Annotated in this window: 16 protein-coding genes, 4 tRNA genes and 3 rRNA genes; 15 read left to right on the top strand and 8 right to left on the bottom strand. The window is 48.1% G+C overall.

Features of this window, described 5'->3' with window-relative positions; translation table 11 throughout:
* Window positions 1-74: 74 nt before the first annotated feature.
* The 7 genes from INR79_RS00435 (at window position 75) to INR79_RS00465 (ending at window position 5,565) form a co-directional block, all read left to right on the top strand.
* Window positions 75-1,626: ribosomal RNA gene (locus INR79_RS00435) — 16S ribosomal RNA — on the top strand.
* A gap of 88 nt (window positions 1,627-1,714) precedes the next feature.
* Window positions 1,715-1,790 (top strand) — tRNA-Glu (locus INR79_RS00440).
* 2 nt (window positions 1,791-1,792) lie between these two features.
* Window positions 1,793-1,868, top strand: a tRNA-Lys gene (locus INR79_RS00445).
* Between the two features lie 30 nt (window positions 1,869-1,898).
* A tRNA-Val gene (locus tag INR79_RS00450) sits at window positions 1,899-1,974 on the top strand.
* A 375-nt stretch (window positions 1,975-2,349) separates the two neighbouring features.
* Window positions 2,350-5,235 (top strand): 23S ribosomal RNA (locus INR79_RS00455).
* Window positions 5,236-5,328: 93 nt separating this feature from the next.
* Window positions 5,329-5,444 (top strand): 5S ribosomal RNA (rrf, locus tag INR79_RS00460).
* The 16S, 23S and 5S rRNA genes sit together here with 4 tRNA genes alongside, the layout of an rRNA operon.
* A gap of 44 nt (window positions 5,445-5,488) precedes the next feature.
* Window positions 5,489-5,565, top strand: a tRNA-Asp gene (locus tag INR79_RS00465).
* A gap of 547 nt (window positions 5,566-6,112) precedes the next feature.
* Here INR79_RS00465 and INR79_RS00470 read toward each other — a convergent pair.
* The 4 genes from INR79_RS00470 to hemC are packed head-to-tail and all read right to left on the bottom strand — an operon-like array spanning window position 6,113 to window position 10,174.
* Window positions 6,113-7,300 (bottom strand): heme biosynthesis protein HemY, encoded by a 1,188-nt coding sequence (locus INR79_RS00470; protein ID WP_223095509.1) that lies wholly within the window; start codon window positions 7,298-7,300, stop codon window positions 6,113-6,115.
* A complete protein-coding gene (locus tag INR79_RS00475; RefSeq protein WP_022552109.1) occupies window positions 7,297-8,484 on the bottom strand; it encodes a uroporphyrinogen-III C-methyltransferase in 1,188 nt (395 codons plus the stop codon). The genes INR79_RS00470 and INR79_RS00475 overlap by 4 nt, the downstream gene beginning before the upstream one ends.
* A complete protein-coding gene (locus INR79_RS00480) occupies window positions 8,474-9,229 on the bottom strand; it encodes a uroporphyrinogen-III synthase (RefSeq protein WP_223095510.1) in 756 nt (251 codons plus the stop codon). The genes INR79_RS00475 and INR79_RS00480 overlap by 11 nt, the downstream gene beginning before the upstream one ends.
* 6 nt (window positions 9,230-9,235) lie before the next feature.
* Window positions 9,236-10,174, bottom strand: coding sequence for a hydroxymethylbilane synthase (hemC, locus tag INR79_RS00485; RefSeq protein WP_223095511.1), 939 nt, complete (start codon window positions 10,172-10,174; stop codon window positions 9,236-9,238).
* Between the two features lie 351 nt (window positions 10,175-10,525).
* Here hemC and INR79_RS00490 point away from each other — a divergent pair, with 351 nt between their 5' ends.
* Entirely contained in the window at window positions 10,526-13,054 is a 2,529-nt protein-coding gene (locus INR79_RS00490) for a class I adenylate cyclase (protein WP_022552106.1), read from the top strand.
* Window positions 13,055-13,112: 58 nt separating this feature from the next.
* Here INR79_RS00490 and cyaY read toward each other — a convergent pair whose 3' ends face one another.
* The gene (gene cyaY / locus INR79_RS00495) at window positions 13,113-13,427 is read right to left on the bottom strand and encodes an iron donor protein CyaY (RefSeq protein ID WP_004408827.1); all 315 of its coding nucleotides are present in this window, start codon (window positions 13,425-13,427) and stop codon (window positions 13,113-13,115) included.
* A gap of 75 nt (window positions 13,428-13,502) precedes the next feature.
* Between cyaY and lptM the strand changes: the two genes are divergently transcribed.
* The 7 genes from lptM to INR79_RS00530 all read left to right on the top strand — a co-directional run bounded on the left by lptM (window position 13,503) and on the right by INR79_RS00530 (window position 20,844).
* Window positions 13,503-13,622 (top strand): LPS translocon maturation chaperone LptM, encoded by a 120-nt coding sequence (lptM, locus tag INR79_RS28245; protein ID WP_022609491.1) that lies wholly within the window; start codon window positions 13,503-13,505, stop codon window positions 13,620-13,622.
* Between the two features lie 17 nt (window positions 13,623-13,639).
* Complete coding sequence (gene lysA / locus INR79_RS00505; RefSeq protein ID WP_223095512.1) at window positions 13,640-14,893, top strand: diaminopimelate decarboxylase; 1,254 nt, start codon at window positions 13,640-13,642, stop codon at window positions 14,891-14,893.
* A gap of 10 nt (window positions 14,894-14,903) precedes the next feature.
* Complete coding sequence (dapF, locus tag INR79_RS00510) at window positions 14,904-15,734, top strand: diaminopimelate epimerase (RefSeq protein WP_223095513.1); 831 nt, start codon at window positions 14,904-14,906, stop codon at window positions 15,732-15,734.
* A gap of 34 nt (window positions 15,735-15,768) precedes the next feature.
* Window positions 15,769-16,473 (top strand): DUF484 family protein, encoded by a 705-nt coding sequence (locus tag INR79_RS00515; protein ID WP_004408834.1) that lies wholly within the window; start codon window positions 15,769-15,771, stop codon window positions 16,471-16,473.
* Window positions 16,448-17,383: a tyrosine recombinase XerC gene (gene xerC, locus INR79_RS00520; protein WP_004408835.1), complete on the top strand. Its 936-nt coding sequence runs from the start codon at window positions 16,448-16,450 to the stop codon at window positions 17,381-17,383. Before INR79_RS00515 ends, xerC begins: the two co-directional genes overlap by 26 nt.
* Window positions 17,383-18,105, top strand: coding sequence for a 5-amino-6-(5-phospho-D-ribitylamino)uracil phosphatase YigB (gene yigB, locus INR79_RS00525; protein WP_223095514.1), 723 nt, complete (start codon window positions 17,383-17,385; stop codon window positions 18,103-18,105). Before xerC ends, yigB begins: the two co-directional genes overlap by 1 nt.
* A gap of 207 nt (window positions 18,106-18,312) precedes the next feature.
* Complete coding sequence (locus tag INR79_RS00530) at window positions 18,313-20,844, top strand: EAL domain-containing protein (protein ID WP_223095515.1); 2,532 nt, start codon at window positions 18,313-18,315, stop codon at window positions 20,842-20,844.
* Here INR79_RS00530 and INR79_RS00535 read toward each other — a convergent pair.
* Genes INR79_RS00535 through INR79_RS00545 form a run of 3 tightly spaced genes read right to left on the bottom strand, consistent with a single transcriptional unit; the run spans window position 20,818 to window position 24,375 of the window.
* The gene (locus INR79_RS00535; protein WP_223095516.1) at window positions 20,818-22,227 is read right to left on the bottom strand and encodes a coniferyl aldehyde dehydrogenase; all 1,410 of its coding nucleotides are present in this window, start codon (window positions 22,225-22,227) and stop codon (window positions 20,818-20,820) included. The two genes, INR79_RS00530 and INR79_RS00535, sit on opposite strands and share 27 nt — an antisense overlap.
* Window positions 22,208-22,834, bottom strand: a complete 627-nt coding sequence (locus tag INR79_RS00540) for a tRNA-uridine aminocarboxypropyltransferase (protein WP_223095517.1) — start codon at window positions 22,832-22,834, stop codon at window positions 22,208-22,210. The genes INR79_RS00535 and INR79_RS00540 overlap by 20 nt, the downstream gene beginning before the upstream one ends.
* Window positions 22,834-24,375, bottom strand: coding sequence for a hypothetical protein (locus INR79_RS00545; RefSeq protein ID WP_223095518.1), 1,542 nt, complete (start codon window positions 24,373-24,375; stop codon window positions 22,834-22,836). The genes INR79_RS00540 and INR79_RS00545 overlap by 1 nt, the downstream gene beginning before the upstream one ends.
* Window positions 24,376-24,381 lie beyond the last annotated feature (6 nt).

Raw genomic sequence — 24,381 nt, forward strand, 5'->3', positions numbered from 1 at the left:
GGTAGCAATACCGGCACAGTCAATTCAACATTACTATGTAATGTAATCAGTATTCATTGAGCCGACCAAATCTTAAATTGAAGAGTTTGATCATGGCTCAGATTGAACGCTGGCGGCAGGCCTAACACATGCAAGTCGAGCGGAAACGAGTTGTCTGACCCTTCGGGGAACGATAATGGCGTCGAGCGGCGGACGGGTGAGTAATGCCTGGGAAATTGCCCTGATGTGGGGGATAACCATTGGAAACGATGGCTAATACCGCATAATAGCTTCGGCTCAAAGAGGGGGACCTTCGGGCCTCTCGCGTCAGGATATGCCCAGGTGGGATTAGCTAGTTGGTGAGGTAAAGGCTCACCAAGGCGACGATCCCTAGCTGGTCTGAGAGGATGATCAGCCACACTGGAACTGAGACACGGTCCAGACTCCTACGGGAGGCAGCAGTGGGGAATATTGCACAATGGGCGCAAGCCTGATGCAGCCATGCCGCGTGTGTGAAGAAGGCCTTCGGGTTGTAAAGCACTTTCAGCAGTGAGGAAGGGTGTGTATTTAATAGATGCACATTTTGACGTTAGCTGCAGAAGAAGCACCGGCTAACTCCGTGCCAGCAGCCGCGGTAATACGGAGGGTGCGAGCGTTAATCGGAATTACTGGGCGTAAAGCGCATGCAGGTGGTTTGTTAAGTCAGATGTGAAAGCCCGGGGCTCAACCTCGGAACTGCATTTGAAACTGGCAGGCTAGAGTACTGTAGAGGGGGGTAGAATTTCAGGTGTAGCGGTGAAATGCGTAGAGATCTGAAGGAATACCGGTGGCGAAGGCGGCCCCCTGGACAGATACTGACACTCAGATGCGAAAGCGTGGGGAGCAAACAGGATTAGATACCCTGGTAGTCCACGCCGTAAACGATGTCTACTTGGAGGTTGTGGCCTTGAGCCGTGGCTTTCGGAGCTAACGCGTTAAGTAGACCGCCTGGGGAGTACGGTCGCAAGATTAAAACTCAAATGAATTGACGGGGGCCCGCACAAGCGGTGGAGCATGTGGTTTAATTCGATGCAACGCGAAGAACCTTACCTACTCTTGACATCCATAGAACTTAGCAGAGATGCTTTGGTGCCTTCGGGAACTATGAGACAGGTGCTGCATGGCTGTCGTCAGCTCGTGTTGTGAAATGTTGGGTTAAGTCCCGCAACGAGCGCAACCCTTATCCTTGTTTGCCAGCACTTCGGGTGGGAACTCCAGGGAGACTGCCGGTGATAAACCGGAGGAAGGTGGGGACGACGTCAAGTCATCATGGCCCTTACGAGTAGGGCTACACACGTGCTACAATGGCGCATACAGAGGGCGGCCAACTTGCGAGAGTGAGCGAATCCCAAAAAGTGCGTCGTAGTCCGGATTGGAGTCTGCAACTCGACTCCATGAAGTCGGAATCGCTAGTAATCGTGGATCAGAATGCCACGGTGAATACGTTCCCGGGCCTTGTACACACCGCCCGTCACACCATGGGAGTGGGCTGCAAAAGAAGCAGGTAGTTTAACCTTCGGGAGGACGCTTGCCACTTTGTGGTTCATGACTGGGGTGAAGTCGTAACAAGGTAGCCCTAGGGGAACCTGGGGCTGGATCACCTCCTTATACGATGATTATTGCGATGAGTGTTCACACAGATTGGTACGGTTTATAACGTAAGAGAGCAGAGTGTTCCCAAACACTCACAACTAGTGTCCCGTTCGTCTAGAGGCCTAGGACACCGCCCTTTCACGGCGGTAACAGGGGTTCGACTCCCCTACGGGATACCATTGGGTCGTTAGCTCAGTTGGTAGAGCAGTTGACTTTTAATCAATTGGTCGCAGGTTCGAATCCTGCACGACCCACCATTTCCTGCCACAGGAAATCAAAACATATGTGGGCGATTAGCTCAGTTGGGAGAGCACCTGCCTTACAAGCAGGGGGTCACTGGTTCGAGCCCGGTATCGCCCACCATTCTCTAAGTATTTTTGGATAATCTTTCCAAACCACTTCATTAAAACGTATGTGGTTGGAATTTTTGACGCCTATGCAGCGTAGCTGAAAGTCTTTAGAAAATGTGCTTCTTAGGAAGTAATTTGCTCTTTAACAATTTGGAAAGCTGACGAATAGCAACAATCCCCTTATCTTCGGATAAGCGTTGTTATTCAATTAAAAGTTCTCAAATCCTAAAACTGTGTTTTAGGTACCAACACACATTCAAGTGTTCTTGGAAACATCCATAGGATGTTTATATTTGAGTCCGGCAAAATCGAATGTCTCTCGCTCATTCAATAATGAGAGACACAAACCTTGGTTGTTTGAACATACAGAAACCTCTTGGGGTTGTATGGTTAAGTGACTAAGCGTACACGGTGGATGCCTTGGCAGTCAGAGGCGATGAAGGACGTACTAACTTGCGATAAGCCCAGATAAGACAGTAAGAGTCATTTGAGTCTGGGATTTCCGAATGGGGAAACCCACTTACATAAGTAAGTATTGCTGAGTGAATACATAGCTCAGTGAAGCGAACTCGGGGAACTGAAACATCTAAGTACCCGAAGGAAGAGAAATCAACCGAGATTCCGAAAGTAGCGGCGAGCGAAATTGGATTAGCCCTTAAGCTTTTTATGCGTCAGGTGAAGCTTCTGGAAAGGAGCGCGATACAGGGTGATAGCCCCGTAACCGACAGCGGATTTAAAGTGAAATCGAGTAAGGCGGGACACGTGATATCCTGTCTGAATATGGGGGGACCATCCTCCAAGGCTAAATACTACTGACTGACCGATAGTGAACCAGTACCGTGAGGGAAAGGCGAAAAGAACCCCTGTGAGGGGAGTGAAATAGAACCTGAAACCGTGTACGTACAAGCAGTAGGAGCCCTTCGGGGTGACTGCGTACCTTTTGTATAATGGGTCAGCGACTTATATTCAGTGGCAAGGTTAACCATCTAGGGGAGCCGTAGGGAAACCGAGTCTTAACTGGGCGCTCAGTCTCTGGATATAGACCCGAAACCAGGTGATCTAGCCATGGGCAGGTTGAAGGTTGAGTAACATCAACTGGAGGACCGAACCGACTAATGTTGAAAAATTAGCGGATGACTTGTGGCTAGGGGTGAAAGGCCAATCAAACCTGGAGATAGCTGGTTCTCCCCGAAAGCTATTTAGGTAGCGCCTCGGACGAATACTACTGGGGGTAGAGCACTGTTAAGGCTAGGGGGTCATCCCGACTTACCAACCCTTTGCAAACTCCGAATACCAGTAAGTACTATCCGGGAGACACACGGCGGGTGCTAACGTCCGTCGTGGAGAGGGAAACAACCCAGACCGCCAGCTAAGGTCCCAAAGTATTGCTAAGTGGGAAACGATGTGGGAAGGCTCAGACAGCCAGGATGTTGGCTTAGAAGCAGCCATCATTTAAAGAAAGCGTAATAGCTCACTGGTCGAGTCGGCCTGCGCGGAAGATGTAACGGGGCTAAGCAATACACCGAAGCTGCGGCTGCATACTTTGTATGCGGGGTAGGGGAGCGTTCTGTAAGCCGTTGAAGGTGGTCTGTAAGGGCTGCTGGAGGTATCAGAAGTGCGAATGCTGACATGAGTAACGATAAAGGGAGTGAAAAACTCCCTCGCCGGAAGACCAAGGGTTCCTGTCCAACGTTAATCGGGGCAGGGTAAGTCGACCCCTAAGGCGAGGCTGAAAAGCGTAGTCGATGGGAAACGGGTTAATATTCCCGTACTTCTTACAATTGCGATGGGGGGACGGAGAAGGCTAGGTGGGCCTGGCGACGGTTGTCCAGGTTCAAGTGCGTAGGCTTGAGAGTTAGGTAAATCCGGCTCTCTTTAAGGCTGAGACACGATGTCGAGTCACTACGGTGATGAAGTCATTGATGCCATGCTTCCAGGAAAAGCCTCTAAGCTTCAGATTGTAAGGAATCGTACCCCAAACCGACACAGGTGGTCGGGTAGAGAATACCAAGGCGCTTGAGAGAACTCGGGTGAAGGAACTAGGCAAAATGGTACCGTAACTTCGGGAGAAGGTACGCTCTTATCGGTGAAGTCCCTTGCGGATGGAGCTGACGAGAGTCGCAGATACCAGGTGGCTGCAACTGTTTATTAAAAACACAGCACTGTGCAAAATCGTAAGATGACGTATACGGTGTGACGCCTGCCCGGTGCCGGAAGGTTAATTGATGGGGTTAGTCTTCGGACGAAGCTCTTGATCGAAGCCCCGGTAAACGGCGGCCGTAACTATAACGGTCCTAAGGTAGCGAAATTCCTTGTCGGGTAAGTTCCGACCTGCACGAATGGCGTAATGATGGCCACGCTGTCTCCACCCGAGACTCAGTGAAATTGAAATCGCTGTGAAGATGCAGTGTACCCGCGGCTAGACGGAAAGACCCCGTGAACCTTTACTACAGCTTGGCACTGAACATTGAACCTACATGTGTAGGATAGGTGGGAGGCTTTGAAACGCAGTCGCCAGATTGCGTGGAGCCGTCCTTGAAATACCACCCTTGTAGCTTTGATGTTCTAACTTGGCTCCCTTATCGGGAGTGAGGACAGTGCCTGGTGGGTAGTTTGACTGGGGCGGTCTCCTCCCAAAGAGTAACGGAGGAGCACGAAGGTGGGCTAAACACGGTTGGACATCGTGTGGTTAGTGCAATGGCATAAGCCCGCTTGACTGCGAGAATGACAATTCGAGCAGGTGCGAAAGCAGGTCATAGTGATCCGGTGGTTCTGAATGGAAGGGCCATCGCTCAACGGATAAAAGGTACTCCGGGGATAACAGGCTGATACCGCCCAAGAGTTCATATCGACGGCGGTGTTTGGCACCTCGATGTCGGCTCATCACATCCTGGGGCTGAAGTCGGTCCCAAGGGTATGGCTGTTCGCCATTTAAAGTGGTACGCGAGCTGGGTTTAGAACGTCGTGAGACAGTTCGGTCCCTATCTGCCGTGGGCGTTGGAAGATTGAAGGGGGCTGCTCCTAGTACGAGAGGACCGGAGTGGACGAACCTCTGGTGTTCGGGTTGTCATGCCAATGGCATTGCCCGGTAGCTAAGTTCGGAATCGATAACCGCTGAAAGCATCTAAGCGGGAAGCGAGCCCTGAGATGAGTCTTCCCTGATACTTTAAGTATCCTAAAGGGTTGTTCGAGACCAGAACGTTGATAGGCAGGGTGTGTAAGCGTTGTGAGGCGTTGAGCTAACCTGTACTAATTGCCCGTGAGGCTTAACCATACAACACCCAAGGGGTTTTGATGGACTCAGATAAGAACATTGAATGTGTAAGAATCAGAATTAAAAAAAACAGCTTTCCGAATTAAGAATTTGCTTGGCGACCATAGCGTTGTGGACCCACCTGATTCCATGCCGAACTCAGAAGTGAAACGCAATAGCGCCGATGGTAGTGTGGGGCTTCCCCATGTGAGAGTAGGACATCGCCAGGCTTTACATTTGAACATCTGCTTTTGATAAGCGGGTATTCCACTGCGGAGTGGTAGTTCAGTTGGTTAGAATACCGGCCTGTCACGCCGGGGGTCGCGGGTTCGAGTCCCGTCCACTCCGCCATTTATTCAGACGAAGCCCTAGCAGCAATGCTAGGGCTTTTTCTTATCTGTCAGTTTTGCTTACCCAATGGGTATGGGTAAATGAGCTACGTTAGAATGCGCGCCCGTTCGCATGCCTTTCTAGCCTCCGCTATTTCTTTTGAACAACAATCTCAAATCCATTGGAAAGCTCGTGTTGCTCTTCGTTTAAAAGCATTTATCTACAAGAAAATGTGTAACCCCATCTTATGCCCATGCAACCACTTTGTATTACTGTAAGACCTTAGCAACGTATCACGAGAAAGTTTTTTCCTGAGAACCTATTAGTAATCTACTTTGGAACTACTTTACTAAAGAGTGTCAAATGATCTCTTTAGTGCAGTTTCGAACCCAATGAATTGAACCCAAGTTACTTTGTGAAGTATCGATATAAGATCAGCAGGGCTACAGAATAGAATCGTGTTGAACAGAAACGGTTAGAAGTGGTTACTTGTTACTGGAAGGGATTTGCGTGAGGTAATAAAAAAGCCAGTGGTTGAACACTGGCTTTGTAGAAGGGGGACGATTAGTTATTGCGGCTTATTGTCCATCAAGGACAAGGCTTTACGAGAAACGTCTCCAGCCGCTTGAGTGAGCTGTTGTTTCTCCAACACATCCGCAAGGTAAGCATAGTCGGAAATGTCCTGACGAAGCTTCAGAGCCTGCTCAAAGTGGTGTTGTGCTTCAGACCAGTTCTCCTGACGCATCAGCAGTTGCGCTAGAGTGCTGTGCACTACCGCGTTTTCACCATCCTTTTGAAGCACTCCCTGTAGCAGTACGACAGCTGGATGTAAGTCTGGCAAGTTCATTTCTGCAATCAGTGCATAGAGCTTGTCATCTGAGTGCTTCTTCAAATGATCTCGAACGATAATGTATGCTTGCGAATCTGCTTTACGCTCAATGAGCTGCTCAAGTAGGCAATACAGTAAAACATCATTCTGGCGGGCTTTACGCGGAAGAGTATTCCAATAAGCCAATAGCCCTTCGCTCCCTTTTTGTTGAGCGACATCCGCCAATAAACCGCACTGCGCTTTTTGCGTAAGCTCGTCAAACTCTTGCTGATCGATCTGTTTGGCTTTCTTCAGTTGCGGCAGTAACTCAATCAGGCTGTCCCAAAGTGATAATTTGCTATAAACCACTTTGAGCAGTTCCGTAATGACGGGGTTCGTTGCGTACTTTCTTTTAAGGTCATGAAGAGTATCAAGTGCGAGTTCATATTGACCGTCGCTGATTTGTTGCTTAGAACGTGTTAACTCAACCGCCAGATCTGAGTTTTCTTGCTTAGATGCCAGCTCCAGGTAGTGGTCACGCTTGCTCTTGTCTCCTAAACCCTGGGCGGCTTCGGAAGCGACTAAATAGCAAAGTATTGGCATATCGTGATGATTTGCCCAGCGTGTCACTTTCTTTTCCGCACCTTTCCAGTCACCTTCCAGAAGTTTAATGATTCCTTCGTTGGTGTATCGACGTGCGCGTTTCATTTTGCGCACACTGAACCAGTTCCAGGTCGCACTGCTGGTATACAGCACTTTCTTAATCAGGTACTCAATACCAAACAGTGCAGCCAGCAGGGCAACGACAAATATGACTAGTGTCGTCACGCTCATTTCAATGGTTTTGTCTGCGATCGAAATGAGGACGTAACCCTGTTGCCCTGAGAACTGAGTACCGGCATACAGCCCAACACCCAGCACGATAAAGAGGAAAATCAATCGAATCATTTGGTTTCCTCCGTGATGATGGTTGTCATTTCACGGCGTAAACGATCAGCAATGACGTCAGACAATAACTCTTGGGTCTCAAGTTTCACTGGGTAATTGACTTGGATGTTTTGCTTACCAAGTGTTTCTAGGCGCTGGTTAAACCTTTGCACTGCTGGGTTATCAAGGTTGAAGAATTGAGTAGACCATTCATGCGCGACTTTCAGAGACGTAGAGAAAATTTCACCCTGTTCCGTATACACCCCTTTCATTGCGGTTTCGATCTTCGCTTTGATGTTCTCTCGAAGGTAGAAATGCTGCTCAGGTGAGAGAAGGGGAATCACGTTTCCATCACGAGTACGGAAGGTGATGAAGTGCTCTGAAAACTCTTTCAATGATGTTTGAAGGTTTTGTTGCCAGTCGTTAATGTCTTCAGATACTTCCTTTGTCTCGACAACAGGGGCTTCAGGGAGAATGGCATTCGCAAGTGGCAGTTCATCGACCTGAAGCTGAAGACTGGTCAGTGCCAGAATTAACCCATCACGATCAATCAAGGGTAATGAGCGTAGCAGAGTGATGTCGTTCGCTAAGGCGCGGCGTAAAGGTACCAGACTTGGATCATTCAGTGCTGCAATCCTTTGATCGGCATTTTCCATCAGGGTTGTCGCACTGACAATATCGTGCTCCAGGAATAGTTTACGACCGGCCAGTTTCACTAAGTAATCCGATTCAGCCAACAGCCAGTCGTTTGGTCGGCGACCTTTTACGTCTGCCAGTGCCAGTTGTAGGCTTTCGATACTTTTCTGCTGCTGTTCCAGTTCCACCTGAGTGCGGTTATAGACGTCGCGGCTCTGCGCTGCTACTTCATTTTTGGTGGTTTCCATCTCTTGCGACAGATTTGTCTGAGTGGAAGTCAGCTGCGCTTTTAACTGGGCAATTTGCTGTTCGTGCTGGTGAGACTTCTGCTGGATAAGGTAAGTGAGTCCGCCGCCAAATATCAATGCAAGAATAATGGCAATGGTGCCCAGTTTAACGCCACGCTTGCCTTGTTTCTCTTCAAACTCAACAGGCTCTTGTTCTGGCTCTTCAGGCTTGGAAGTTACCACTTCTTCCTCAGGTTCAGTGATGGGTTCTTTGGATTCCGTCACTTCCTCTTTTGTTTCTTCAGGTTCAATGTGCTCTTTGTTGTTCTTTTTACTTACCATGCTCTTGTCCTGTTTGTTTCTTGCTGATTGCATTCAACAAGTCCGAATTTGCCGCGCTGCCTATGTTGACGATATTTTTGTATCCCAGTTCCCTGGCGATTGTCGCTATTCGCTGGCTTGGCACTAGAAGGCTTAAAGTTTGCAGCCAATTTCTTTGCATTTCACTGAGTGAACTATCCAAATATTGGAGTTGTTCACCACTTGTCAGAACTAAGGTATCAATATTGCGGCTGCGCCAATGCTGAATAACCTGTTCTGGATCGAAAGGGAGAGGTGAACGTCGATAAACTTCGACGTATTCAACTTTGGCATCCCTTTCGAGTAGCGACTGATAGATCAGTTCTCGACCGCCATTCCCTCTCAAAATAATGATGGAGCATTGAGAAACGCTTTGTATTTGAGGTAATTGCAGAAGGTGTTCGCTATCGCTGGTTGTCGGATAGTGTACTTTTTGTTGCGCTACTTTGCCTAATTTGTACGCAGTTTTTTGACCAACGGCAAGGTAAAGCTTACCTTCTGGCCAACTTAAATGATGTTGAGAAAGAATTTGGTGCGCGTAATGAACAGCATGCTGGCTTACCGCAATAATGATATCTGCGGTTTGTAGCTTTTCGAGCAGGGGGTGGTGGTCTTGGGTGGGTTGTAGTTTAATCAATGGATGGTGGATGGCATCTATATGTAGCGAAGTCAGCGCCTCGCATAGTTCGATGCCATCTTGACCAGGTCGGGTGACGAGAACTGCCATAGTCGCCTATTCGTGATCCTGATATAAGCGTTCTAGAATCTCTTTGGCGCCATCATCAAGCAGTTGATGCGCGAGAGTAACACCTAACTCACTGGCTTTATCGACAGGTCCCTTAATTTCCCCGCGTACAATTTTTGAACCATCAGGCTCACCCACTAATGCACGCAACCAGATTTTTCCGTCTTCAATGAGTGAGTAACTGCCAATAGGCACCTGACACCCACCTTCCAACGTCAGGTTCATCGCTCTTTCTGCGCTCACTCTGTCAGCGGTCGCTTTGTGGTTCAATGGTTCAAGCAGCTTGATAAGCTCTTCGTCATCCAGTCTGCATTCAATGCCAACTGCGCCCTGGCCGACGGCAGGTAAAGACTGTTCAGGTTCGATAAAGCTTTGAATGCGCTCTTCAAGTTCAAGGCGTTTTAAGCCAGCGGCAGCCAATATGATGGCGTCGTACTCGCCCGCATCCAGTTTGCCTAAGCGCGTGCCCACATTGCCTCGCAGTTCTTTTATCTGCAGATCCGGGCGATATTCTTTTAGCTGGCATTGGCGTCTCAGGCTACACGTACCGACGATTGCACCTTGAGGAAGGTCGTCAATATTGGCGTAAGTATTCGAAACAAATGCATCTCGTGGATCTTCTCGCTCGCAAATAGTGACAAGACCAAGACCTTCGGGGAAATCGACAGGAACATCTTTCATAGAATGTACCGCCAGATCGGCTCTGCCTTCCAGCATGGCGACTTCCAGCTCTTTTACAAATAATCCTTTTCCACCCACTTTGGCTAGTGGGGTGTCTAAAATGATGTCTCCCTTCGTCACCATTGTTACCAGCTCAACGTTTAAACCGGGGTGTGCTGCTTTCAGTGCATCCTTAACAAAGTTTGCCTGCCAAAGGGCAAGTGGGCTTTTTCTGGTTGCGATTCGAATGGGAGCTCTTTCTGACATAGTGTTTCCATATAGGTCAATCGGATGCGCTAATCCTACCACTCCATTCAGTAAAGTATTACTGTTTCATCACAGCAGCATAGGGCGCGACCTCTAATCTCGATATTAAGAAAAAAATATGTGATCAATATCTCAAATGTTATTCGGTCTATTATTACTATAGGGCAGAAGGGATGACACTTAGTGCGGCAGGGCAAGATGCAGGAAGAAGATGAAAGCTGATGTTTAAGATATACGCTTATTCTTTACCCTTGAGAAGGAAAGTGTTAAATTGATCACGTTTTTGTGGCGATTGTGAATACACTTTGAGCAAAAACATCAATTTAACCAAGAATTCAAGGAATCACCCCCTTGCAGGCATTTACCGAAACACTTGTTCACAGATTGGATTTGTTGAATCAACAGCGTATTGATCGAGCCCTTGCTCTGATGGATACGCAAAGTCAACGCGTATTCCATTTACTGCCTGCACTTCTGCATTTCAATCATCCATCCATTCCAGGTTATCTCGAAAGCAACGTTCCATTCGGCATTACGAATTTCTCTCTTAACGTGACTCAACAACAGTTTGTTGATGATACGGAACTGACATTAGGAGAATCTTTACAGACTGCCGAAAATCCAGGGATTCTTGCTCTGTACACCATGGGAAGTACATCGTCTATCGGTCAAAGCACTTCCAGTGATTTAGATGTGTGGGTTTGTGTATCTCCATCCATGCCAAAGGCAGAAAGAGAAAGCCTGACCAACAAATGTTTGCTGATTACTGACTGGGCGAAGAACTTAGGGGTGGAAGCCAACTTCTTCTTAATGGATGAAGAACGATTTAGAAGTAATCGTTCTGAAGAAATGACCGGGGACAACTGTGGTTCCTCGCAGCATTTACTGCTTTTAGATGAATTTTACCGCTCGGCAGTTCGCCTGGCGGGGCAGCGCTTGCTCTGGCAGGTTGTGCCGCCAGAGATGGAAGAAGCGTACGACGACTACGTAAAACAACTCGTCGACAACGGTGACATCAACCGCGATGAGTGGATCGATTTTGGTCAGCTTGACCGAATTCCTGCCGAAGAGTATTTCGGTTCCAACCTATGGCAACTTTATAAGAGCATCGACTCTCCGTATAAGTCCGTCTTGAAAGCCATTTTGCTTGAAGCCTATTCATGGGAATACCCAGCAACTCGACTCCTTTGCATTGATTCCAAGCGTCGTTTCTTCTCGCATGAGCCCGATCTCTACGGGATGGACGCGTATTATCTGATGCTGGAAAAAGTGACGCGTTATCTGGAGCGAGTGGATGACCACAGGCGTCTGGACTTAGTTCGCCGCTGTTTCTACCTGAAAACTCATGAAAAGCTTTCTCGCGAACCGGGTGTTGGTTCAGTAGCATGGCGTCGTGAAGCTCTGGGTGACATGGTGAAGAAGTGGCAATGGTCAGACAGTGTGATTGAAGAGCTGGATGATCGTCGGAACTGGAAAGTCGAACAGGTGAAAGTAGTGCATCACGAGCTGCTTGACGCTCTGATGACCAGCTACCGTAACTTAATTCAGTTTGCTCGCCGCAATGACATTACCTCGGCGATCAGTCCGCAAGACATCAGTATTCTTGCTCGAAAGCTTTACGCCGCATTTGAGGTATTACCGGGCAAAGTCACTTTGCTGAATCCTCAGATTTCTCCAGACTTGCACGAATCGGACTTAAGTTTCATTCAGGTCTCTCCGGGTCGAACCAATAAGTTAGGCTGGTATCTGTATAAGCAGCCACTTGATCCGCACGCAATCATTGGTCAGAAACATCTGGAGCACAATGAATACCTCAGTAAGCTTGTGGCCTGGTCATTTTTCAATGGCTTGATTACCGAATCTACCCGCTTGCATTCTGTGGTGCGTGAAGCTGAGCTGGATATCGACAAGTTCTATCAGATGGTCAGTGACCTGCGTAATACTTTTTCACTACATAAGCGCCGTCCGACAATGGAAGCGCTGGCGAGCCCGTGTGAAATCAGCCAGCTTGCAATGTTCATCAACTTTGAAAATGACCCGACCAGTGAACTTAAAGGCAAGTCACTCAAAGTTGATTTGAAGAACATCGACATTTTCAGTTTTGGTGAAGAACACCGCAGCTTAGTCGGCAGCGTTGATCTGGTATACCGCAATTCATGGCACGAAGTGAGAACGCTGCATTTTACGGGCGAAACAGCCATGCTGGACGCTCTGAAAACGGTACTTGGAAAAATGCACCAGGACGCGTTACCACCAGAGTCTGTGGACGTGTTCTGCTATAGCAAAAACCTTCGTGGTGTGATGCGCAATATGGTTTATCAGCTATTGGCTGAATGCATTGAGCTACGTCTCAAGCCTGTTGAGCAGGAAAAACGCCGCCGCTTTAAAGCCATTCGAATTGGTGAGCAGGTATATGGTCTGTTCTTCGAGCGCCGCGGAGTATCCGTTCAGAAACTGGAAAACTCGGTGGATTTTTACCGCAGTATCTCCACCAACAAGCTGAAAGGTTCACCGTTGATGATGCTGGATAAGGAGCAGGATTATCAGCTTCCTGCTGTAGTCGACAGCTTTGCCAGCGAAGGTCTGATCCAGTTCTTCTTCGAAGACACCGAGCAAGGGTTCAATATCTATGTGTTGGACGAAGCTAACCGCGTAGAGGTATATCATCAGTTCAGCGGTGATAAAGACGAGATGATCAGCAACGTGAACCGCTTCTATACGTCGAATCAGGACGAATTAGAGATCAGCTCTAAGTTCATCAATTTCAATTTGCCTCAGTACTACCAAATCATCAATCCAGAAGATGGTGAGACTTATGTTGTGCCATATCGAAGCGATTCCTCTTCTCAGAGTCGTTCAAATAACGCGGTGAATGCCTGAAATCAACTCAAACTAAAAAGGAGCGCCTAGCGCTCCTTTTTGCTTTTATAAAGCAGACTTATTCCCAATCAATCGATTCTTGGGCGTGCTTTTCGCACTCTTCTTTCACCATGGTGATCAGTTCAACACCTGTTTTTGAACAGATCCACTCATCGCCTTGTAGTTTGAAGTGAAAACCACCCGATTTCGACGCCAGCCAGATTTCGTGCATGGGTTCCTGACGGTTGATGATGATTTGCGAGCGATCCTCAAATTCAAGGGTCATGACATTGCCGGATGTTTCATAATCGATGTCCGCACCGGAATCATCGATGGCTTCTTCTATTATTTGTAGCTGCTCATCCACTAATTGATGAAATTCAGTATCGTTCATCCCTTATATCCTATTGCTTTTCCTGAGTGTGGTGCGATTATAGGGGGCATTGAGTTATTAATCACGAATTGCAGTATGAAAAAGTCAATCATGGCACTTTTTATGTTTGCGGTACTTGGCTTGGCCGGGTGCGGGCAAACAGGGTCACTCTATCTGCCAAGTGACTCCGAGCAAAACGAACAAACGCAACAGTAAGAAACAGGGATACTACATTGGATTACTTTAATTATCAGGATGATGGTCAGCTTTGGGCTGAAGATGTCGCACTAACTGAACTGGCAGAGCAATACGGCACGCCACTTTACGTTTACTCTCGTGCAACGCTGGAACGTCATTGGAACGCGTTTGATAAATCCGTCGGCGAGCACCCTCACCTGGTGTGTTATGCGGTAAAAGCCAATTCCAACATTGGTGTGCTAAACGTTTTAGCAAGATTGGGTTCGGGCTTTGATATTGTATCCCAGGGCGAGTTAGAACGTGTGCTGGCAGCTGGTGGCGATCCAGCTAAGATTGTGTTCTCTGGTGTGGGAAAAACTGCTTCAGAAATGCGCCGAGCTCTTGAACTGAAGATCAAATGCTTCAATGTGGAGTCTGAGCCAGAGCTTGAGCTACTCAACCAGGTGGCGAAAGAGCTTAACGTAAAAGCACCGATTTCCCTGCGCATCAACCCAGATGTGGATGCCAAAACTCACCCTTATATTTCTACTGGTCTACTCGAGAACAAATTCGGTATCGCATTCGATCAGGCACTGCGCGTCTACAAATTCGCACAAAGCCTGGAGCACCTGGATATTCATGGTATCGACTGCCACATCGGTTCTCAGCTGACTGACATCGAACCATTTATCGATGCCGTTGACCGTTTGCTTGGATTGATTGACCAACTTAAAGCTGAAGGTATTGAAATTGACCACCTAGATGTAGGTGGTGGTTTGGGTGTGGTTTACAAAGATGAATTGCCACCGCAGCCATCTGACTATGCTAAGGCGCTGCTAGCGCGTTTGGACAACCATTCCGATCTGGAGCTGATTTTTGAGCCTGGTCGTGCCATTGCGGCAAACGCAGGTATTCTTCTGACTCAGGTTGAATTCCTTAAGCATACAGAACATAAAAACTTTGCCATCATTGATGCGGCGATGAATGATCTGATGCGCCCGGCGCTTTATCAGGCATGGCAAGACATCGTGCCAGTCACCCCACGTGAAGGTGAGCCAACGAACTATGATTTGGTGGGACCTATCTGTGAAACGGGCGACTTCCTGGGTAAAGATCGTGCCTTGGTTCTTGAGCAAGGTGACTTGTTGGCAGTTCGCAGTGCTGGTGCCTACGGGTTCGTGATGTCATCGAACTATAATTCCCGTACGCGTGCCGCTGAAATCATGGTGGACGGCAAGCAAAGCCATTTAGTGCGTAAGCGTGAAGAGCTGAGCAGTTTGTGGGAATTGGAACAAGTGTTACCGGAGTAAGTTGATACACATGCACTTTCATTTTTCTAAGATGCACGGATTGGGTAACGACTTTATGGTCGTGGATTGCATTACCCAAAATGTGTTTTTTTCTCCGGATTTGATCCGCCGCCTGGCGGATCGTCATACCGGAATCGGGTTCGATCAACTGCTGGTGGTTGAAGCCCCTTATGATCCGGAAACAGACTTCCACTATCGCATCTTTAATGCGGATGGTAGCGAAGTGGAGCAGTGTGGCAACGGCGCTCGTTGTTTTGCACGCTTTGTCCGAATGAAAGGGCTGACCAACAAGCACGCCATTAGCGTTAGCACCAAGAAAGGTAAAATGGTGCTGAATATTGAAGAAGGGGATCAGGTGACCGTCAATATGGGTGAGCCTGTATTCGAACCTTCAAAAATCCCGTTTAAAGCCAAGCAGAAAGAGAAGACTTATATTCTGCGTGCCGAAGACAAGACCTTATTCTGTGGTGCCGTCAGCATGGGGAATCCGCACGTAGTCACTGTGGTTGATGATACAGAAATGGCGGACGTTGATACCTTAGGCCCATTACTTGAATCTCATGAACGTTTCCCTGAGCGAGTGAATGCCGGCTTTATGCAGGTCATCTCTCGCAATGAAATTAACCTTCGTGTTTATGAGCGCGGTGCTGGCGAAACTCAAGCATGCGGAAGTGGCGCTTGTGGTGCCGTTGCCGTTGGTATCCTGCAGGAGCTGCTGGACAACGAAGTGAAAGTTCATCTGCCAGGTGGTGACCTGAAAATTCGTTGGCAGGGACCGGGAAAACCGCTTTATATGACGGGTCCGGCGACTCATGTATTTGACGGTCAGTTAAGTTGCTAGGGTCAACAGATCCTAATACAGATAAGGAAACATTTTGTCTTACCCAGAAGCCGATGCTCTGACAGCAGAAATTGTCGCGGAATATTTGTTAGACAACCCAGATTTCTTTCAGCATCGCGCTGATTTGGTAGAGCGTCTTTCGATCCCTCATCGCCAGCAAGGCGCTGTCTCTCTGGTAGAAGTTCAGTTGAACCGCCACCGTCAGCGTATTGAAGAGCTGGAAGAAGAGATCACCCAGTTGATGTCTTTGGCGGCAAACAATGATCGTACTTTCCACGAGTTTATGGACTTGCAGCAGCAGGTGCTTCAATGCGACAACTTGAATCAGGTTGCGGAATGTATTGAAGAAAAAGCGCGTGAGTTAGGGCTGAAAGGGTGGATGAAGGTCTTCAATGCTCCCGATAGCGAGCGTGCTGTGTCTCAGGAGCAATACCAGCGCTTTGCGACCAACCACTTTAACGGTAAAGATGCCTTCTTAGGTCGCTTGAAGCAGACGGATCGCACTCTGTTATTCAGTGAAGAAACGGTCTCTGAACTGGGTTCGTTTGCCATTTTGCCTATAATCAGAAAGAAACCATTGGGAGTCATTGCGTTTTCCAGTGATGATGGCGGTCATTTCCAGCCTAATATGGATACCCTGTTTTTGCGTCATTTGACGCTGGTGGTCAGCCATTTAGTGGAAACTCTTTCCTGGCAGAATGAAGAGAGCCCTCATGTCCAATGCACCTCTTCCAAGTAGTATTCAAAAGCCTCTCGACAGCTTCTACGAATTTTTAAGAAGTGAACGGGGGCTTAGTCTTCATACCCAAAGGAATTACAAACTTCAGCTGACCAGTATGGCAGAGCATCTGGTCTCCCTAGGATTAAAAAACTGGTCACAAGTTGATGCCGCCTGGGTTCGACAGCTTGCCAGTAAAGGCATGCGCGATGGCATGAAGCCCAGCAGCATTGCAACTCGATTGTCTTCCCTTCGTTCTTTCTTTGATTTCCTCATTCTACGTGGCGATTTGCAGGCGAATCCTGCGAAAGGCGTGTCCGCGCCTCGTAAGCAACGTCCGTTACCCAAGAATCTGGATGTGGATGAAGTGGGTCAACTGCTTGAAGTGAATGAAGATGATCCGCTATCGGTACGCGACCGCGCAATGATGGAACTCATGTATGGCGCAGGCTTGCGTCTGGCAGAGCTGGTCAGCATCAACGTGAAACACATTTCGATGTCGCGGGGCGAGCTGCGTGTGGTGGGTAAAGGCGACAAAGAACGTAAAGTACCGTTCTCCGGGCTTGCCAAAGAGTGGGTGTCCAACTGGCTAAAAGTGCGCGGCGAACTGGCGTCTCCTGATGAGCCTGCTTTGTTTGTGTCCAAACTGGGGGGAAGAATATCTCACCGCAATGTGCAAAAACGCATGGCAGAGTGGGGGCAGAAACAGTCTGTTGCCAGCCACATCAGCCCACACAAACTGCGTCATTCCTTTGCGACACACGTATTAGAATCCAGTGGTAATTTACGTGCGGTGCAAGAACTGCTTGGGCACGAAAACATTTCCACCACTCAAGTGTATACCCACTTAGATTTCCAACATTTGGCTAATGCGTACGATAAGGCGCATCCCAGAGCCCGCAAGAAAGACAAAACAGACAAGGACGAATAATGCACTTCTACCGCTCTATCTCTGATATCAAAGCCATGACTTTTGATCTGGATGACACGCTTTATGACAACGTACCAGTCATCCATCGGGTAGAGAAAGAAGTACAGGCATGGATTCGAACGAATTATCCAAAATGCGGCGCTTACAATAATGACGACTGGTTTGCCTTTAAAAAACAGGCTCGACAGGAGAACCCAGAGCTTGCCAACGACGTGACTTTACTTCGCCAGCAACAGCTGAGGTTAGCGTTTATCCATGCCGGCTATGACGCTTCAGAGGTGGAAGTCGCGATTCCTAAAGTGATGGAGCAGGTAAGGTACTGGCGTCATCAAATTGATATTCCTGCAGAAACGCATCTGGTGATGGCTGAACTGGCGAAACACATGCCGCTGGTGGCGATCACTAACGGCAATGTCGATCCTGAAGAGGTAGGGCTTGCTCAGTATTTTTCCCTTGTGTTAAAAGCGGGACCTGACGGAAAGGCGAAACCTCATCCGGAGATGTTTGAACGCGCTGCAAGCCATTTAAAGCTTCCCCCTGAATCCATCCTTCATGTTGGTGATCATGGAATCAGTGACGTGTTTGGTGCGAAAGAGGCTGGTTATATGGCGTGCTGGTTCAATGATCAGTTTCCTAACATTTCAATGAACCGTCATATGCGTACTTTACCGGACGTCGAAATCCGTACGATGAGCTGTTTATTAAAACTAGTAAGGTATTGATTGCATTAATTTTAGTTAGTGGGTACTTACGCTCTATCTATTGTTTTGTTGTTATTGCTTTACATGGCGTCGCATAAAACTTGGAGCATAATCACTAAAAACTGAAATATTATTAGCTAGTTGAGAAAAAGTTGATCCGATGCGTGTTTTCCTCTGATACGCAAACGTTATAGTGGCGAAAACCTCTATCTGTTAATAATCTGTAATATGCAATGTCACTCGATTTTGGTTCAGGATCTCAGCCAGCTGCAAGCTGAGGTATTGCAGTTTTCCTGGAATCAAAGCGCCCAGCACCTGATTCAGGTCTTCTCCACTCAATCTTCCGACCTTGTCGTCGAGTACAGTCGGTTACTCCAGCAAAGATTTCCCAACGCAACTATCCTGGGTCAGAGCACCAGTCATTGCATCAAAGACGGCGATATCGTCAGTCTTGGAACTTTGGTTGTGGTTACCGAGCTGGATGAAACCCGCCTTAGCGCTTGTGTTATTCCTTACACTGGCGATCAATCCCGTGATGGTGAGGCACTGATTGAGCAGTTGCAGATTACAGAAGAAACCAAAGCCGTCATCTGTTTTGCTGAACAAGTCGATGACAAAGAAACGCTGCTGTTTGGCTCAAAGGATTATCAGGTATTTGAAGCGTTCAACGAGCTGCCTTTCGAGCTGCCCGTGGCGGGTGGTTTATCTCAGCCCAATCTCTTCGGGCGCTGGGTGTTGTGCGGTGAAGAGATTTTTCATCATGCCTGTGTTGCCGTCGCTTTGCACAATCACGATCTGAATGTTTGGCGAGGGTGTTTTGCGGAATGGAACCCTATTGGTCGAACTTTTCGGATAACCGAAGCCAAAGATGGCGTGCTTTACAAGCTTGATGGTGTGCCTGTTCAGCAGGTGTATAACCGCTATCTGGCCGATGGAAATCCGGTACCTTTTGAACAACTGTACGATTTTCCATTGATGAAAGGCGAAGCAAACGGTCAGAAAGTGTATGTGCCTGTCCGTCAGCTCGAAGATGGTGGTATAGAGTTCGATACGCATTGGCAAGAAGGTGATGAAGTTCGGTTCTGCTATAACCATCCGTCACTCACCGAAGAGCAAGTGCGCATTGGAGCAAAAAACCTGCGTCGTCATCAGCCGGAAAGTGTCTTCATATACAATTGTTCCTCGCGCCTCGACTTTATCGACGATGTAAACGAAACCCGCCCATTTGCTTCAGCAGGAAGCGTAAACGGCTCCTACTGTTTGGGTGAGCTGTACCGCGATGTGAATCAGCAGACTATCATGCATCATAGCCTAACCTATCTGGCAATGCGTGAACACGAAGTCATCACCAACGAAGTTTGCGAAGAAAGGGCAACCTATCAGCATCACGTCTCTCCACTTTTTTCCTTAATCCGCAATGCCGTCGCTGATGTGGATGACATGCAAACCAACATGGAGCAGAAGCTGCTGGAACAGGCTCGCAGGTTGACGGAAAGCTACCGCCGCGATCGTCGCACAGGCTTGCCAAACCGTTCAGTGTTAAAAGAACGTTTAGCCTCGATTCGTATTAGTGAGCACCTGCTTACGGTGAAACTGACCAATTTCAGTCAGGTAAACGAAAAGTACGGGTATCAGGTGGGCGATCAACTGCTAAAAGATCTCAGCCAGTACTTTAAAGAACAACTGTGGCAACGCTTTGGTGGCAGCGCAGAGTTGTACAGCATTGGCGTTGGAGAATGGGCAGCAGTATTCCCTTCGCATCATACCGGGCTTTATATCCGTCACCTGTTCACTGAGCTGGTGGATGCCATTGAGCATGTTAATTTTGAGCCGTTTGGTCTTCCGGATCTCGATTGCTTGTCTGTTTCTATATGCGGTGGTTTGGTCAGTCGCCGTGACTTCCCCGATACGAGTGTAGAAGAGCTGTTGATCAAATCGATTGAAGCTCGCAAGCATGGGATGAAAAACAACCGGCATATGTGTAATGCCAAACTTTTGGAAAAGGAAGAAGAAAACCGGCAAGAGCAGTTAAGCTGGCTGGCTTCAGTGAGCCGCGCTGTGCTCGACCATAAAGTCATCGCCTATGCACAGCCAATATTTGCTGCTCATAGTCATGCGAAGGTCTCTCAGGAATGTCTGGTTCGCATCAAAGATGGCAATCAGGTGATCCCTCCGGGTAAATTCTTACCCATCATCGAAGGTACTCATATCTATACGCGCCTGAGTCGTCAGATGATTAACCATGTCTTTGAAACGATGTCGCACAGTGATGAATCATTTTCCATTAACCTTTCGCCACAAGACTTAATGAGCGACAAAACTCTGTACCTTTTGGAAAGCGCCTTGCAGAAAATGGTGAGACCGGAGCGGGTAGGGATTGAAGTGCTGGAAACGGAACAAATCAAAGACTACACCCGTATGCGCGAGGTGTGTAACCACTTTAAAGGATTAGGTGCGAAGATCGTGGTGGACGATTTTGGCTCAGGTTATTCCAATATTGATGAAATCATTAAGCTCGAACCCGATACCATCAAACTGGATGGCAGCATCATTCGCAATATCGATAAAGATCGTCGCCAGCGACAGATTGCAATGCAGCTTGTGAGGTTGTGTCACGTGTTCGAAGCCAGAACGGTGGCAGAATTCGTTCACAATGAGCAGGTCTGCCGCGTTGCGGAAGACCTGGGCGTCGATTACTTACAGGGGTTTTATCTTGCAGAACCTTCACCACTGCTAGCGAAGGAGCCACTTGCATACTAGCTGGTGGATACTGCGAAACGGAGGGTGAATCATCCGCGTGGGGTAGAGTTTCTTTCTGGCGACCACGGTTCGTTGATTGCTAAAGGTTAAGTAGCCTTCTTCTCCGTGATATTGCCCCATTCCTGAAGACCCGACCCCTCCAAACGGTGCGTCCTCAGCCACCACATGCAAAATGGTGTCATTGACACAAGCGCCACCTGAGTGCGTTTTTTCCAGAACGGTTTCGACCGTCAGCTTTTCATGAGAGAACACATACAACGCCAGCGGTTTCGGGCGTTGGTTGATGTATTTGATGGCTTCGTCCAGATTTTTGTAAGCCACTATGGGAAGTACAGGACCGAAGATTTCATTTTGCATCAACTGGCTGTCTTCAGGCGCATCCATCACAAGTTGAGTCACCATTTTTCTTTGACTGCTGTCGATGGAGTATTTGTTGGCAGGTTCAATCCACGCTCCACCTTGTTCAGCTTCATCCAGCCAGCGTTGAATACGCTCAAAATGCGACTGGCTGATCACGCTTGTGTAGGCGTCACAATTCACCCCAGACGGGTAGAGATAGCTGAAGTGGTGCTTGTAGGCTTTGACAAATTCTTTGGCTTTCCCTTCTGGAATCAAGACGTAATCGGGAGATACGCAAATCTGCCCGGAATTGAGCGTTTTACCGTAAACCAGCCTTTCTGCCGCATCATCCATGGTCATGTCCGGACCGATAACCACCGGGCTTTTCCCACCGAGTTCCAGAGTTACTGGGGTCAAATTAGGGGCAGCCGATTGCATGACTTTTCTTCCCACTTCTGTCGAACCTGTAAACAGTAAGTGATCAAAAGGGAGAGAAGAGAACTGTGCGGCTACCTGCGCATCACCTTCTACTATGTGCACCAACTCGGCTGAGAAAATGCTGCGCAGCATTTTGATGAGTACCTGATTGGTTCGCGGTGTGTACTCACTCACTTTGATCATGGCACGGTTGCCGGCAGCAAGAGCGGTAATCAAGGGACCAATGGAAAGAAACACCGGGAAGTTCCACGGGGCTATAATCCCGACCACGCCCAGTGGTTGAGTCTGCACTCGTACCTGCGACAGTGCCAGCACCAAACCGGCATGGCGACGACGTGGTTTCATCCACTTTTTCAGTCGCTTATTGGTGTATTTGATTTGCTGAATGCAAGGCAGAATGTCCGTCAGCCGTGTTTCATAATGATGTTTGGCACCAAAATCTTTCGAAGCGGCTTCGCATAGCTCATCCTGATAGAGGAGCAGGGCGTCTTTCAATGCCTTCAGTCTTTGCTTTCTTTCTTCCAGGCTCGGGTACTTTTCACCCTCAAAAGCCAGCTTCTGGCGGTGAAAATGCGCAATCAAGGGGTTATTTTGAGTTGTTGTCATGTTGGTTCCCTTTCCATTGATGCCCACTCTTCTCAGCTTGATAGACATTCAGATAATGTTCAAAAAACCGACGCAGAGGTTCGTTCTTGCTGTTATTTGATAATGATAACAATTGGATGCCAACTTCCAGTGTACAGAAATGCCCCGAAGTTTGATTTCTGCGAAGCGAATAACAAGACTCGCCCGACATTTTAAGGTTCCAATGTGGCAAAGCTTTCAACCAAGGGCTGCGGTTGTACATCTTTTTGGCTTCCTGCCAGGTGCCATCCAGAACAATGAATACCTTGTGTTTGCCGTTATCTTCAAACGAAGAGGGGGTTAAAGGGAGGCTGTTTTCACCGGGAAACAACAAAAATACTTCAATCAATGGATCATCCAGCAGAGCACACAATCTTTCAGGCGGTGCTACCCGGTTCCACTCTATGATTTCGCAATGCTGAAAAGACTTTTCCAGCCATTGTCCGGTATTCGTTTCGCGGCGAAACTCATTCGGGTGAGTCAGTAATACTAAGCGCCAGCTTGTGCGGATATCCGGCAGAGCTTCACATACGCAGTTCCATGTCAGATGACACTGAGAACAAGCACTATTGTCTGAATCAGTCGGCATTACATCTTCACACCTGTTTGTGGTGGCTGAGCATCGGAAAACAAATTCACTACTGCGTTAGAGGGTGACCATAGCTCTGGTGTTGAACTTGGGCTGACTGGGTAGCTGATACCATCAAACGACAGTGAATGAACGCTTTTCTTCTCGCCATTTGTTACTTCCAGTTCCAAGTCGTGCCAGCCTAGCTTGTTATGCTGGCTGACTTTAAACGGCGTTGTTACTTGGGTGATACGGGAGTGGAACCGCCACTGATCACTGCCTTTGTTTTCAAAAATCAATAGGGTACAACCTTGAGCACCACACCAGTCCAGATAAGTGAGCAGCTCCTGTCGACCGTCCTGATTCAAGTCGTATTTTAGCCAGCGGTAACGTGTGTTTTTGGGATCAGTCTTGTGTAACGTGAAATACTGACGTACAGCTTTGTCAACTTGGTTATCGAACTGATTAGAAGAGACCACAGTGGCGTCTTTGAGCGGTGCATTAGTCTTAATGTCTGGAGCGTCTAACTGCTGAGTATAAGAGCCGCTGTCTGCGAACAGCTCTAAGCCGTCACCCTGAATGGGGTACACAATGCCATTCACCTTCTCTTTGATGGCTTTCAAGCTGGAACCTTTTCGGGTGTATATGCGTTCCGATAACAGTGGCTGGTTTTGATAGTGCGTCATGGTCACCATTACTTGATTAGGATTGAGTTGTTGCCAGTAGCCGCTCTCTTGGGTACTTGGGTCACCGTTGCTGTAATGGTAGTGAGTAAAAGCGGTGTGATCCGCATTGAGTTCAAGCTGAACTGAAAAGCCGTCTGTTTGTGTGCTTCGAGCTCGGTAGCTGCCAAGCCAGTCGTGGCTGGAGTCGCCATTTGAAAGGGCAGCACATCCCTGAAGTGCGGTGCTTTTATTGTTAAGTTCCGCTTTCCAGCTAAATACATCACCGCTTCTGTTATCGACACAATGAGCTTGCGTTAGCGTTAAATTACCGGCTTCGGAGAAGTACTCTCGCTTATTGGGTGTGATGGCTGTTCGGGTGATAGGCACGAGCGAGTCTTGCTTTCCAATTTGAGAAATTCGAAGTGCGTCTTTTTCGATAGAAGCTTTCCAGGCGGGAGCATGACCAGAGGCAAAAGTCGGATGGAGCGGTTTGGCGCAGCGAGAAGGCGACTCGGCGCTCACGTGATTAACGCCAGTTACCACAAAACGAGCGGTGAAGTCTGCCGCAAACCCTTCTTGTGGCGGTGGTGCTAAGTAGCCGATAAGTTCAGCGTACAAAGGCTGATAGGGGCGGCTCACCAAGCCTTCAACTCGCTGAAATGTATCAACGGGCATGTCCAGCCAGTATTGCTGCTTTCCACCACAGGGAGCGAGGCTTCGGGTTTCATGCCCTAGTACCATTTCTCCGTGGAGCATAAAGGTTTGTGGCATGATTTCTGGCTGATCAATGGTCACTGGCTTGGTGATTTTAGCGGGTGCTTTTGGAGTTTCAGTCTGAGCACAGCCTTGCAAAAGCAAAATACCGCCAACAACAGTCGTAAAAAACAGGGATTTCATTAAAAT

The sequence above is a fragment of the Vibrio sp. SCSIO 43132 genome, from assembly GCF_019904195.1.
Taxonomy (GTDB): Bacteria; Pseudomonadota; Gammaproteobacteria; order Enterobacterales; family Vibrionaceae; genus Vibrio; species Vibrio nigripulchritudo.